This is a genomic window from Nocardiopsis sp. iso_186 (genome assembly GCF_056173365.1).
Genome location: NZ_CM149670.1, coordinates 4,748,577 through 4,762,256 on the forward strand (window position 1 = coordinate 4,748,577; position 13,680 = coordinate 4,762,256).

The 13,680-nt window shown below is 68.6% G+C and carries 10 protein-coding genes; 7 read left to right on the forward strand and 3 right to left on the reverse strand.

Annotation, left to right across the window (positions count from 1 at the left end; genetic code table 11):
* Nucleotides 1-243 precede the first annotated feature (243 nt).
* Both AC0VYP_RS20890 and AC0VYP_RS20895 read left to right on the forward strand, forming a co-directional pair.
* Nucleotides 244-1,680 (forward strand): AlkA N-terminal domain-containing protein, encoded by a 1,437-nt coding sequence (locus AC0VYP_RS20890; protein ID WP_475471369.1) that lies wholly within the window; start codon nucleotides 244-246, stop codon nucleotides 1,678-1,680.
* Nucleotides 1,681-1,748: 68 nt separating this feature from the next.
* A complete protein-coding gene (locus tag AC0VYP_RS20895) occupies nucleotides 1,749-2,201 on the forward strand; it encodes a type II toxin-antitoxin system PemK/MazF family toxin (RefSeq protein ID WP_285757795.1) in 453 nt (150 codons plus the stop codon).
* A 33-nt stretch (nucleotides 2,202-2,234) separates the two neighbouring features.
* Here the strand turns inward: AC0VYP_RS20895 and AC0VYP_RS20900 are convergent, their stop codons facing one another.
* The gene (locus AC0VYP_RS20900) at nucleotides 2,235-2,477 is read right to left on the reverse strand and encodes a dihydrofolate reductase family protein (protein ID WP_475474321.1); all 243 of its coding nucleotides are present in this window, start codon (nucleotides 2,475-2,477) and stop codon (nucleotides 2,235-2,237) included.
* Nucleotides 2,478-2,864: 387 nt separating this feature from the next.
* Between AC0VYP_RS20900 and AC0VYP_RS20905 the strand changes: the two genes are divergently transcribed.
* The 5 genes from AC0VYP_RS20905 to AC0VYP_RS20925 all read left to right on the forward strand — a co-directional run bounded on the left by AC0VYP_RS20905 (nucleotide 2,865) and on the right by AC0VYP_RS20925 (nucleotide 10,694).
* Nucleotides 2,865-6,047: an AfsR/SARP family transcriptional regulator gene (locus AC0VYP_RS20905; protein WP_475471371.1), complete on the forward strand. Its 3,183-nt coding sequence runs from the start codon at nucleotides 2,865-2,867 to the stop codon at nucleotides 6,045-6,047.
* 1,043 nt (nucleotides 6,048-7,090) lie between these two features.
* Entirely contained in the window at nucleotides 7,091-7,279 is a 189-nt protein-coding gene (locus AC0VYP_RS20910) for a DUF397 domain-containing protein (RefSeq protein WP_285757801.1), read from the forward strand.
* Nucleotides 7,280-7,757: 478 nt separating this feature from the next.
* Nucleotides 7,758-8,984, forward strand: coding sequence for a hypothetical protein (locus AC0VYP_RS20915; RefSeq protein ID WP_475471372.1), 1,227 nt, complete (start codon nucleotides 7,758-7,760; stop codon nucleotides 8,982-8,984).
* Nucleotides 8,985-9,132: 148 nt separating this feature from the next.
* Nucleotides 9,133-10,380, forward strand: coding sequence for a hypothetical protein (locus tag AC0VYP_RS20920; protein WP_475471374.1), 1,248 nt, complete (start codon nucleotides 9,133-9,135; stop codon nucleotides 10,378-10,380).
* Entirely contained in the window at nucleotides 10,377-10,694 is a 318-nt protein-coding gene (locus AC0VYP_RS20925; protein WP_475471376.1) for a hypothetical protein, read from the forward strand. The genes AC0VYP_RS20920 and AC0VYP_RS20925 overlap by 4 nt, the downstream gene beginning before the upstream one ends.
* A 13-nt stretch (nucleotides 10,695-10,707) precedes the next feature.
* Here the strand turns inward: AC0VYP_RS20925 and AC0VYP_RS20930 are convergent, their stop codons facing one another.
* Together AC0VYP_RS20930 and AC0VYP_RS20935 are read right to left on the reverse strand one after the other, a co-directional pair.
* Entirely contained in the window at nucleotides 10,708-12,834 is a 2,127-nt protein-coding gene (locus AC0VYP_RS20930; protein WP_475471378.1) for a tetratricopeptide repeat protein, read from the reverse strand.
* Between the two features lie 153 nt (nucleotides 12,835-12,987).
* Entirely contained in the window at nucleotides 12,988-13,440 is a 453-nt protein-coding gene (locus tag AC0VYP_RS20935) for a hypothetical protein (RefSeq protein ID WP_475471380.1), read from the reverse strand.
* Nucleotides 13,441-13,680 lie beyond the last annotated feature (240 nt).

Below are 13,680 nucleotides of genomic sequence, written 5' to 3' on the forward strand. Positions count from 1 at the left end.
ACCGGTCCATACGGACGGGGTGGCGAAAACGGTTCAACGGATTCGAGGTTTTTCCGCGAATGTTTTTCGCGGGTCCGGTGTGCGCCCGCGGCCCCTGTCGTGAGCAGCAGGGGAATTTGCTGGTGGCGAGGGGCTCCACCAGTTGTCCCCCTCGACTGCGATGTCGCTTTTTTGCCAGTCCTGGCCGTGCGGGCAGCCGATACTGAAGGGGTGTACCAAGAGACGGAACGCTGCGTTCGAGCCGTGCGGTCCAAGGACGCCCGTTTCGACGGGTGGTTCTTCACCGCGGTGACCACGACCCGGATCTACTGCCGGCCCAGTTGCCCGGTGGCCCCGCCCAAAGCCGAGAACATGCGCTTCTACCCCAGTTCCGCGGCGGCCCAGCAGGCGGGGTTCCGCGCCTGCAAGCGGTGCCGCCCCGACACCAGCCCGGGCTCGCCCGAATGGGACGAGCGCGCGGACCTGGTGGCCCGGGCGATGCGGCTGATCGCGGACGGGGTGGTGGACCGCAAGGGGGTTCCCGGTCTGGCTGCGGAGCTCGGCTACAGCACCCGCCAGGTGGAGCGTCAACTGGTGGCCGAGCTCGGGGCCGGACCGCTGGCACTGGCCCGGGCCCAGCGCGCGCAGACCGCCCGATTGCTGATCGAGACCACCGCGCTGCCGATGGGCGACGTCGCCTTCGCCGCCGGGTTCGCCAGCATCCGCACGTTCAACGAGACGGTGCGCGAAGTGTTCGTGCTCTCCCCCACCGAGTTGCGTCGGCGCGCGGGCCGGGGCGGGGTCGCGCCGGCGGTGGGGGCGCTGTCGCTACGGCTGCCGTTCCGGGCCCCGCTGTGCCCGGACAACCTGTTCGGGCACCTGGCCGCGACGGCGGTGCCGGGGGTCGAGGAGTGGCGTGACGGGTCCTACCGGTGCGCGCTGCGGCTGCCGCACGGTACGGGCGTGGCCGCCCTGCGGCCAATGCCCGACCATGTCGCCTGCCGGCTGGAACTGGGCGACCTTCGGGACCTGTCCACCGCGATCAGCCGGTGCCGGCGGTTGCTCGACCTGGACGCCGACCCGGTGGCGGTGGACGAGCTCCTGCGCGCGGATTCCGTGCTGGCCCCGCTGGTGGACAAGGACCCGGGGCGCAGGGTTCCCCGGAGCACGGATCCGGTGGACTTCGCGGTGCGCGCGGTCCTGGGACAGCAGGTGTCCACGGCGGCGGCCCGAACCCATGCGGGGCGCCTGGTCGCGGCGTACGGCGAGCCCATCGACGACCCCGGGGGCGGGCTGACCCACCTCTTTCCCACGCCCGAGACCCTGATGGAGCTGGATCCACGATCGCTGGCGCTGCCCCGCGCCCGTCGGGCGGCCGTGCTGGCCCTCGTCGAGGCGCTGGCCGGCGGTGGGATCGACCTCGGGCCGGGCGGGGACCGCGATCTGGCCCGCGCCCGGCTGAGCGCGCTGCCGGGCCTGGGGCCCTGGACGGTGGAGACGATCGCGATGCGCTCGATGGGCGACCCGGACGCGTTCGTCGCCACCGACCTCGGGGTGAAGGCCGCGGCGAAGTCGCTGGGGCTGCCGCACACGCCCGGCGCACTGACCCGGCATGCCCGGGCGTGGCGGCCCTGGCGCGCCTACGCGGTGCAGTACCTCTGGGGAAGCGGTGACCACGCGGTGAACCGGATGCCGCTCTAGCGTGCGCCCCTGGATTCGCGGCGCACGCAGGGCTTCTTGCGGTGATCGCGGCGTCCTAGGATGCACGCGTGACCGATCACTTCAGAGACTCCGACGAGCGTCCTCCGCACCCCCACGAAGGGGAGGTCCGCGAGGTCCCCACCGGCAAGAACGCGACCAAACTGGCCTACGCTCCCGAGCGGGACGGGAAGGCCGACACCGGGGAGATCGTGTGGACCTGGGTTCCCTTCGAGGAAGACCCCGGCCGCGGCAAGGACCGCCCCCTTCTGGTCGTCGGGCGCAAAGGCGGTGAGCTGCACGGGCTGATGCTCTCCAGCCGGGAACCCGACCACTGGGAGGAGCAGGACTGGCTCGCGCTGGGCCGTGGCGCCTGGGACCGTGAGGGCCGGGAGTCCTATATCCGGCTGGACCGCCTCTTCGAGTTCGGCGAGAGCGACATCCGCCGTGAGGGCGCGGTCGTGGAGGAGAAGGTGTTCTGGCTGATCGCCGACGTCCTCAGGGAGCGTTACGGCTGGCGTTGACGCCCCGGACGCCGGTGCGGCCGGGGCCTGCGGTCATCGCCGCCCCGGGACGAAGGACCCCGACCGCACCTCTCCCGCCGGCCGGTAGGTGGTGACCACGACGCCCGTGCCGGTGGCGGTGGTGGCCACAAGGTGCAGGGCCGCGGGCACGGCGCCCTCCTGGAAGAGGCGCCGGCCCCGGCCCAGGACCACCGGGTAGCTCCACAGCCGGTAGGCGTCGATGAGCCCGTGCCCGCGGGCCATCAGGGTCCGGGCGAGCTCTCCGCTGCCGTTCAGCTGGGGTTACCTGGGGCTCGCGGCCGGGCCGGTTCCCCCGAACGGGCGGTTCGGCCACGCCTCGACCGCCGGCTTCGCACGCGGGCCGAACGGTGCGCGAAGGAATGCGATCACTGATTCCCGGAAACGGAAATTTCACCTAATTGCACGTGCGAAAGTACATACCGTTTGCACATGCAATCCCATCCGTCACACGATCAGGAAATCCCCGGAGTGCAATATCCGGAAAACGGTGGCCGGAAGCTGCCAATGGAACGACATACACGCAGGTCAAAGAATTCTTCACCGTTGTCTTTGTCGGCGCATTCTGGAAACCGATTACGAATCTGGCCTTATCCGCGAGCCCGGTGCAAGAATTGTTCTCCATCATGAATACGGGAGTGGCCGGTGGAACTGCGGGTACTCGGGGCGGTACGGATGCACGTCGGGGGGCGGCGCGTCGAGCTGGGCGCCGGCAAGGAACTCGCGATCGTCGCGGCGCTGGGCCTGGCAGCGGGGAGCAGGCGGGGCGTCACCGCCGATGTGCTGATCGACCAGGTGTGGGACGGCGAACCGCCGGCCCGGACCACTCTCCAGGCCAACATCTCCCGTATTCGCAAGAAGCTGGACCCGCTCGGTATCGGCCCGAACCCGATCCCGCAGGACAACGGCGTCTACCGGTTGCCGATCGTCCCGGAGTCCATCGACTGGTTCCGGTTCAAGGAACTGCAGTCCAGGGCCACCCATCTACGGACGGCGGGCGAATACGGGGTGGCGCTGGGCGTACTGGACGAGGCGCTGGAGCTGTGGGACGGCGAAGCCCTCACCGGTGTCCAGGGCCGATGGGCGCAGGGGCAGCGCGAGACGATGCGCGTGGCGTTGCAGTCGGTGCGGAGCGCATGGGCGGAGACGGCCCTGCACGCCCGTCCCGACGAGGACCACAGCGACGCCCTCACCGGTTTCCTCGCGGAGTCTCCCGGCGACGAGCCGCTGCTGGACTGTCTGATGGCGGCCTACCAGGCGGCGGGCCGCAACTCCGAGGCCCTCGCCGCCTTCTTCGCGCACAGCCATCGGTTGCGCGAGGAGCAGGGCACCACTCCCGCGTCGTACCTGGTGCGCAGGTACGAGTCGATCCTGCGGGGCGATCCGTACCGACCGCCGAGGACAGCGGGGGCCGGGCTCCCGGCCGTCACGGGCGTGCCCGCCCCGCGGCCCGAGCCGTCTCCCGCCCCGCCCGTGCCCGAGGCGCCACGCAACAGCCTGCCGCCCTACGTCGCGGACTTCACCGACCGGACCAACGAGATCTCGGCCCTGGTCAGCGCCGCCACGGGGCGCCGGGGCATCCACGTGGTGACCGGTATGCCGGGGGTGGGCAAGACCGCTCTGGCGGTGCGGGCCGCCCACCGGATCAAGGGGTGGTTCCCGGACCGGCAGATGTATCTCCACCTGCGCGGCTACCAGGACACGCCGAGGCTGGAGCCGATGGAGGCCCTGCAAGAGCTGCTGAGTATGCTCGGCTCCCCCGCTCAGCATCTGCCATCGACTCTGGAGCAGCGCATCGCGCTGTGGCGGGACCGCACGGCGGACATGCGCGGCCTGCTCGTCCTGGACGATGCCGCCACCGCCGAGCAGGTCATCCCCCTCCTGCCCAGTTCGCCGCGCTGCATGGTGGTCGTCACCAGCCGCAGCCGGCTGACCGGTCTGGACGGCGCCCGGCAGGTCAGCCTCGACTCCCTGTCCACCGAGGACGCCAAGGCCCTGTTCCTGAAAACGGTGGGGCACGACCCTGGGTATGCGGACGCCGACCTGGCCGAGGTGGTGGAACTGTGCCACCGGCTCCCTCTGGTGCTGCGCCTCACCGGCAACTGGCTGCGCACGCACTCCACCTGGACTCTTCCGCGTCTGTGCCGACGGTTGCGGGAGAACGCCACCCACGTACACGGTCTCCCCGACCTGGACCGGAAACTGGGGGCGGTGCTGACGCTCGCCGTCAAGGACCTGTCCCCCACCACCTGCGACGCCTTCCTGCGGTTCGGGTTGCACCCGGAGAGCGAGTTCAGCCTTTCCGCCGCCGCCGCGCTCGCGGGGACGGACGAGTACTCCTGCGAGGAGGCGATCGAGGAACTCGTGGACCTGCACCTGATCCACGAGACCCAGCCCGGCCTCTACCGGATGCACGGGCTGATCACGGCGTTCGCGAAACGGAGCGGCCGGCTTTCGCTCCACGGAGAACAGGCCCGGGCGGCTTGTGTCCGGGTGCTCGACTACTACCTGGGGGCCTGCGAGGCGGCGGATCGTCGGCTGTCCCCCGACCGCAAGCGGATGCCGACGGAACCCTCGGGCTCCCCCACTCTCCCGGTCTTCACCGACTCCCCCGCGGCGGCCGCGTGGCTGACCTCGACGCGTTCGACCCTGCTCGCCGTCATCGACTGGGCGTACGCGCAGCCGGACCTGGCGGAGTACGGCGCGCGGCTCAGCCACCTGCTGGCCGGTTACCTGTACAACTACGGCCCCTGGGGGACGGCCGTACGCGTCCAGGAGCGCGCGGTGGAGGTGTGGACGCAACGCGCACACTCCGAGAACAAGGCGTACGCCCTGATCGACCTCGGCCGCAACCTGATGCAGACCGGTGATCACCCGGCGGCGCTGGCCCGGATCGAGCAGAGCCTGGCGATATGGGAACGGACGGCGGACAGCAGCGGGCTGGCGCTGGCGCTGGACACGATCGGGATGGCCTACGCGCGGCAGGACAAACTCGCGATAGCCCAGGTCTACCTCCAGCGCGCACTGGGGCTCTACCGGGCCTCCGACGAGCAGACGGGCTACGCCACGTGCCTCGACCACACCGCCAATTGCCACTACAGGGCCGGGCTGGTGGACCTAGCGATCAAGACGTTGAACCAGGCTCTGGATCTCTACCACGCGATGGACGACATCCAGGGGATTGCAGGCATAAAAGGGAGCCTGTCCAGTTGTTTCAAGACGCTCGGACGTCATAGGGAGGCGATCCAATTGGCGGCCGAGTCTCTGGAGTTGTGTCAACGACTGGGTGACCGCCAAATAGAAGGAATCGTGCACGGGAACCTCGGTGGCATCTACGCGGAGCGTGGCGAGCACCAGCGGGCGATCCATTCCTGTGAGATCGCCGTGTCCATCCACCGGGCCACGGGCGCCCGCCGCTCGGAGATCCGTTTCTTGACCAGGATCGCTCATTCCCTGGTGGACTCAGGAGAGGCCGAGAGGGCGCTGGCCGCCTTCACTGCCTGTCAACGGATCAACCCCCCCTCGAACAGCCCAGAGGCCGAGGCGTGGATACTCAGCGGTTTCGGCAAAGCCTATGCCGCGCTGTCCGAGCCGGAGCAGGCAGAGGAATACTTCACGGCCGCGCTGGATCTGATCAGAAGCGCCGAGACTCCTAGCGGCAAAGCCGAAGTGCTGCTGGAGTTCTGCCTTTTTCTCATCGGGCGGGACGAGACGCAACGGGCCCGATCTCTGATCGAAGAAGGAACAAGAATCTGCGAAGGACTGAATTCCCCGGAGGCACGGACACTCCGCCTTCTCAAGGACTCACTGAGTCTCCAACGCCACTAGCAGAAATCCCAGTGGCAACAAAACACCCAAAACGGCCCAGACAACAAGCAGAAGATGCCCCTTTAGCCACTTTTCACACCCAGTGAAGCCTTGGCTGGTATTATCCGCTTGACACTGGTTCATATATCAAATGGACACACATCAGGAGCGGGGACGCGGTGACGGCCATCACCACGCCCCCTACCACTCCGACCTTAGTGCAATTAAGGAACGAAATGGATTCTCTTTCACCCCTGCATCGAATCGGGATTGCATTCGCCGATTTCAGGGAAGATGAGATAATCTGGCGAAAAAGAAATATCTGAAATTTTAAACAAACTGGGCTCACAGAATTGTGAGCCTTTTCAATTTTTATCACCAGAAGCACCGGAAAGACTCGGGACCGATACTGCCACACAAGCAGGATAATTTTAAGACCCTCCGGCGAGAAACTTTTAAAAAGTTTACCCACTCGACTGGCTTTTCGCCCCAGGATCTCCACCATCACCAAAAATCACAACAACACACCCACTCTCAATAGTCACTTAACCATATTGACCTGCGATTTTCTTTGAAAAATCTCTCGCATTTGAGCAAATCTCGCCATCAGACGCCATAACCGAAGTGCGATCCCACATCGCTCACCAACCACGAATATTTCGGTATTGAACACGAATACCCTGCTCAGCCAACGAAAGAGAGGGCGAATAGAGGCGATACAGGCGAATGCGGTCGCCTGTCATCCATGATCAAGGCGCTGGCTCCGTCTCCTCGTCCACGCGTCCGTTTACCGGGTCGAGCACAGGCGTCGGAGCTTGCGGAAGGCGCCCGAGGTCGGCCACGGCGGACAAAAGCGACCGGAGAGGGTGAGAGTGGTCAGTATGCAGCGTGTGCTCGCCTGCGAACAGGTCCGGGTTGTCGGGGACGGCGGACCAGCGTTGTTGCGCGTGCTTGACGTCCACCTGCTCGGGACAGCGCACACCGGAAAGTTCGGTGAGTGTGTTCACCAGCGTTTTCGACTCGCGGGAGCCGAGATTTGATCAGGAAGGTCAAGGAAAAACTCGATGACTATGCAGCGTGACCGGAAGTGGCACAAGAGCAGCTACAGCACGGCCAACGGAAGCTGTGCCGAGGTAGCCGAGGGAGAAACCGTCTTGGTGCGCGACACCCAGAACCGCGGACTCGGACACATCGAGTACCCGCTCACGGCATGGATATCCTTCCTCCGTGACCTGAAGAGCGGCCTTTTTTGATCCCGGGCGTTTTCCTCTGACGGACACCGCAGCCGTGCCGGGCGAGAATCCAGTCGGCGTCTGAAGCCCGCCCTCTGAATCGGTGGGCCGGGTAACCAGTTCTCGGCAAGCCGTCCGGCATCGGCACCTCCACCGCGACCGCGCCATGTCCGCGACGCTGTCCGTGCTCACCCATCTCCAGCGCGATTTTATCGCGACCGGGGCCGACGACGAGTTCGCCTCCGATCCGTCGAGGTCTTTGATCGAGCGCGCTCGGACCCGCTCCTTGAGAGACGCGGCGAGTACCTATACGGGCTCCTCCATCGGGTCATCGTCCTGCTCAGGCAACCGCCGGGTTCCAGCAGACGCCTGAGCAGGACGCGCATTGCGCGCACCCGGCACGAAGCGGCTTGCAAGCCGGTCCAAGCCATACGCAAGCCTCCTGGCATGTGCCTTCGCCGAACCTCGTATCGAACCCCGCGAAGCGTTGGAGGACTCGATGGAGAACTGGGACCCCGGCCCGTACGGCCCCACTCTGGACTTGCGCGCTACCTTCCCGACCGAGCGTGTAGTGCTCTTCGTGGCACACCACCCGACCGCGATCACCCGGCTGCTCGACGTGGCACCGATCATCGAGGAGGACCACCGCGTGCAGACCGTGTGGACCGTGCCTTCCGGAGGCGCATCGACACGGGCCGCCCTGGACTTCCTCTGGCGGATCGGCGCGCGCACCGTCCCCTGGGCGATCGCCAAGGCGACCAGGTTCGACGTGGCGATCGCAGCGGCTCTCGGCTCACTGGAACAGGTCAACGCCCCCGTCATCGCCCTCGACCACGGCCACGGTCCGGCCAAGATGGTCCGACGCATCGGCGGGGCCGACCGAGGGCCCGATGCCCCGCGGGAGCTGTACGGAGCCACCCCTTCCACCCTCACCAGCGCCGGACGTGTCGTTCCCGCCCTGATCGGGGTGACCCACGAGCGTTCGAGAGCACTGATCGCCCAGGCGGTTCCCGATGCCGCCGCCGTGACCCGCATCGTCGGCGACCCCGTCTTCGACCGGCTTCAGGCGAGCCTCGAACGCCGCGATGACTACCGGCTCGCGCTCGGCGCGGGTACGGGCAGGCGGCTCGTGGTCGTGTCCAGCACGTGGGGGCGGCGCAGCCTGTACGGAACCGATCCGGAGCTTCCCCGCAGGGTGGCCGCCGAACTCCCCGGTGACCGCTACCGGGTGATCGCCCTTCAACACCCGGCGATCGGCGGATTTCACGGCGACCGGCAGACCCTGGCATGGCTGGCCCCGGCCCGCCGCGCGGGCCTTGGACTGCTGCCGGCCGAACAGGGCTGGCACGCGGCGCTGATCGCCGCCGACGTCATGATCGCCGACCACAGCAGCGTGACCGTCTACGGAGCGTCTGTGGGGTGCCCGGTGGTCCTGGGAGCCTTTCCCGACGACGAACTGATGCCGGGGTCGCTGCCGACCCTGGTCGCCGACAACGCGCCACGGCTTCGGACGGAGGTCGCGTTGGAAAGGCAGATCGACTCCGCGATCGAGAACCACGACCCCTGTCTGGCAGGCAGGTACGCTGCCGCACTCACGTCCGCCCCCGGAGCGTCCGCAGGGCTGCTCCGCGCGGCCGCCTACCGCCTGATGTCGCTCCCGGAGCCGCCCGGGCCCGCTGTGGTCGCGCAAGCCCCCTCTCCCCGCCTAATACGCACTCTCCCATGAAAACAGATCAGCCGACGCTGAGACTTCAACACCGCTTCGGCGACGATTCACCCCGCTTGACCACCCACTTGGCGAAAGCCACCGCGGGCCGGCCCGAATCCTGGTATCGCGCACCGCTTTTTCAAGCATCCGGCAGAGGAGGACAGAAATGGAAACCACGTGGCGTCGCGGCCCCCACAACCGGCTGGACGCGCAGACCCAGTTGACGTTCGCGACCGAACGCTCGGTGCTGGCGGTCGTCCACCACCAGGTCGCCGGAGCGCGACTGCTGGACTTCATCCGGGCCGTCGAGACCGACCCCCGGGTGCAGGTCATCTGGACCGTCCCCCCGGTCTCGGCCTATGCGCGTTCGGGGACCGAGTTCCTGCACGCTCTGGATGCCTTCACCATTCCCTGGCAGGAAGCCGTCTCCTTCCCTTTCGACCTCGCGGTCGCGGCGAGCAAGGGCGGTCTCGAACGAGTCCACGCTCCGGTGCTCACCCTGAGCCACGGCCACGGCCCCGCAAAGCTGGAGGAGCGGCCCGGCGGCCTCGGGCCCCTGGTCGAACCGTCGGTGTACGGGACCGCCCCGGCCGATCTCACCAGTGGTGGCAGGGTGATCCCCGCGATGATCGGGATCGCGCATGAACGGCACCGGGAGATCATCGGACGGTCCGTACCGGCGGCCGGCCCGATCTGCCGCATCGTGGGCGACCCCTGCCTGGACCGGTTGCTGGCCAGCCTGCCGCACCGAACCGCCTACCGCGACGCACTGGGCGTCGCCGAAGGACAGCGACTCGTCGTGGTGTCCTCCACCCTGCGCCGTGCCTCCCTGTTGGGCGCTCGACCGGACCTGCCCGGACGGCTGCTGGCCGAACTCCAGTCGCACCGCTACCGGATCGCGCTGGTGACACACCCGGGTGTCTCGTCCTGGCACGGGCGGCGCCAACTGGGTGCGTGGTACGCCGACGCCCAGCGCGACGGGTTGATCCTCGTGCCCCCGGAGGAGGGGTGGCGCGGTGCAATCGTCGCCGCCGATCTGGTGATCGGGGACCACGGATCGGTGCCGATCTACGGATCGGCGATCGGCCGCCCGGTCCTGCTCGGGACGCTGCCCGGCGAGCGGGTGCTGCCGGGTTCCGGTCCGGCCCTGCTCGCCCGGCACGCACCGCACCTGCGTACAGGGTTCCCGTTGGAACCGCAGGTGGCAAGCGCGGTGACCGGTCACGATCCCGCCCTCTCCGCGCAGTTGGCGGCACTGGTGACCTCGGTGCCGGGCCGCTCGGTCGGACTGCTGCGCTCGGCGATGTATGAGCTGATGCGACTCCCCGAACCCGCCTCGACGCCGCGGACCGCACCGGTGCCCCTGCCGGTTCCGCTCCCTCCGCTTCCGGAAGAGACGGGATTGCCGTCATGAAGAGCTGGATCTGCATAGCGACGTTGCCCGGTTCGCCGGAGCGGACCCTCAACTCCGCCGACGTGATCCTGGTGGATCACCCGGCCGGAACCGCCGTCTCCCCCGCCGAGGTGTACCGGCGCTATCCGGGCTGCCTGGTCGTGCTGTACACGCGGGGTGACGACTGCCTCATCACGTCCAGATCGGGGCTGCGGACCAGCGCTCGGCTGCCCGTCGCCGGCCACCCTGCGGCGGGCCGACTGGCCTACCACCGCCTGACCGAGAACCGCTGGCTCACCGCTGCCGACCTCCGGGCCGTCGGCGAGACCGCATAGCCGCACCACCAGATCATCCGTCCTGGTCGTCGAGGTCGGCGAGCAGCCGAGACGTGGAGGCTGCCTCCGGAGCATCAAGGCGGGTGTAGACGTCGAGCGCGGCACGCAGGTGCTCTCGTGCATCGGCGAACCGCGACAGCGCGACCAGACTGCGCCCGAGCAGCACGAGCGCTTGGGCGCCCTGGTGCTCCGCTCCGGCGGTGGCGGCCAGTTCCACCGCACGCCGGGACGCCTCTTCGGCTTCTTCGGGCCGTCCCTCGCGCAACCGGTTGGCGGCGACCGCCCCGAGTACCCGTCCGGCCTGGTAGTCGTCCTGAGCCGTGGTGAAGAACTCCAGGGCTCGGGTGAAGTACCGCTCCGCCGTTGCGAAATCACCGAGTCCGCTGTGCGCCTGCCCGAGATGCCGGCTCATCATGGCAACGCCTCGCTCGCGGCCCAGTTCCGCGAAAGTCGCGGCAGCGGCCGAGAAATGCGTGATCGACTGCCGGAACTCTTTCCGGTTCAGTGCAACGACGCCCAGGCGTTCCAGAGCGGAGGCCGTTCCCAGACGGTGCCCGTGGACACGGAAGAGGGCGAGGGCTTGCGCGGCGTGCTCGTCCGCGACGTCGAGGTCGCCGATGGTGGCGCGGACGACGCTCAGCCACAGCCGCATGTACCCCTGGGCGGTCTCGTCCCCGGCCGACTCCGCCGCGGACAGGCCGAGTTCGTAGGTCTCCAGCCATACCGAGTGGGACTTGCGCCGGACGAAGAAGGCACACAGTCCCGCACAGAGTTGCCAGGTGGTGTCGTGCCTGTCGTCGTCGTGCGCCTGCCGGATCACCGCGCGCAGAACCGGCAGGTGCCCGTCCAACCACCGCAGGGCAGCCTCCCCGTGGGGGAAGACCGGCGGACCGTGTGGTGCGGGGCCCGGCTCCAACCGCCACCGGCCGGGGTTGATCGCGACGTCGGCAGCGGCAGCCGCGTGCAGGTAGTGGGCGAACATCCGGTCCAGGGCGGCGTCGCGTTCGGTGGGGTCGGCGGCGGTCTTCTCGCGGGCGAAGAGGCGGACGAGGTCGTGGAGGCGGAAGCGGTCGGTGCCGGGGGCCTCCTGGAGCAGGCTCGCCCCGGCGAGGAGGTTGACCTCGTCCTGGGCGGTGTAATGGTCGGTGTCGATGAGGGCGGCTACGGCGGGAACGTCGAAGTCGGGGCCCGGGTGCAGCCCGAGGAGGCGCAGGGTGCGTGCGCTCCGCTCGGGGAGGCCACGGTAGGAGGTGTCGAGGATGCTACGCACGGACAGGTCCTCCTGGACGCTGAGGTGGGAGAGGCGGCGCTGCTCGTCGGCGAGTTCGCGGGCGACCCTGCCCGGGGATCTCCGGCGGTGCAGGTGCCCGGCGGCGGCTGCCAACGCCAATGGGAGGTTCCCGCACAGGGCGGCGATCTCGGCCGCGAACATCTCGTCGGAGGGCGACCAGGTGCCGCCCGCCATGGCGCGCAGGAGTTCGACGGCGTGTTCGGTGTCGAGGGGGCGGACGTCCAGGACGTGCGCACCGTCCACGGCAAGGCCGGTGAGGTTGTACCGGGTGGCCACGACCACGAGGTGCGCCCCCTCACCGGGCAGCAGCGCGCGGACCTGGGCCGCCGACGAGGCGTTCTCGACGAGGATGGCGAGGCTGCGGGACCGGGTACGGGAGCGGAAGTCCGCGGCGCGCTGCCCGAACTCTACGGGGATGCGGTCAGGGGGGACGTCGAGGGCACGCAGGAATCCGTCGAGGACGGGCGAGGGGTCCTCGGTGAGGGCGAGGTCCGCGTACAGTTCGCCGTCGGGGTGGCTGGCGCTCACCCGGTCCAGGAAGCGGACGGCCAGGGAGGTCTTGCCGATCCCGCCCGGTCCGACGAGGACGACGATGGTGGTGGTGCCCGTCCGCTCGGCGAGACGACCGACCAACTGGTCGAGTTCGCTGGAGCGGTCGGTGAACCTGCGGGGCGCCAGGGGTAGTTGGTGCGGGGGGAGCCAGCCGGATCCGCCTGCGGGGACCGCGTGAAAGTGCACGCCGCCGTGGACCGTACCCGCCTGGACCAGCGTCTCGAAGGAATTCCCGGTCGCGGTGTTGGTGTTCTGTCCGCACGGCTCCGGGTCGGTGGCGTTCTCGTCTTCTTCCACCCCGAAACCTTTTCCCTTGACGTCAAGATTTCGACATGCGTAATACCCCTCGGGCGAAACGGCCAATCTCCGCTGCCCCATACCGGCCACGCCCTGCGTGCGACCGGCAAAAGACCGAGGCGCTCGAACAGGGGCTGAGAAAACTGCCATGGGTCAGGCCGCCTCTTCGTCGGCCGTGACCAGGAACGGGCGGGCGATCGGCCCCGGGGTGTCGGGCCACGAACCGACGGCAACGGGAATTACGGCGAAGCGGTCGAGGCCCGCACCAACCGCTGCCGGCAGGGCGCGGCGGTGCTCGGGGGTGAACGGCTGCGGGGTGTCGGTATAGCTGAGCCGCCAGCACCGGCCGGGGCGGGGCCCACTGGAGAAATCGGTGTAGGCGTAGATCTGCGCTCGCAGAGCCGCCGCCGAACCGTTCGGGACGGCCCCGGCCACCGGAACCGCAACGGCGGCGCGGCCTCCCGGCCGTGGCCCGGGGCGGTCCGTATCTGACGGTCTGGACGGCTGCGGCGCGCGTGCGGGCCGACCTGGCTCGACGGTGTCGGCGGCCAGGAGCCACAGCAGAGCGGGCAGGACGATGGCGAGTCCGATGAACTGGGCGAGCACTTTTTCGGTTCTCCATGCCGGGCCGGTGGTAGGGCCGCCCCCGGGACCGACGGTTCGGGGGCGGAAGCAGGACGGGGTGTCGGGTCGGGATTCGCTGCACCGGTGTTCGCAAGGGCTTCGGCGCCGAAGGCCGCAGCGCCCCGCCGGGACGGCTCCGATATCGCGGCGACGAACCACTCGAACGTGACCACCCCGACCCCCACCAAGAATTCTTTCCGCCTCGATACTGCCAATCCCATT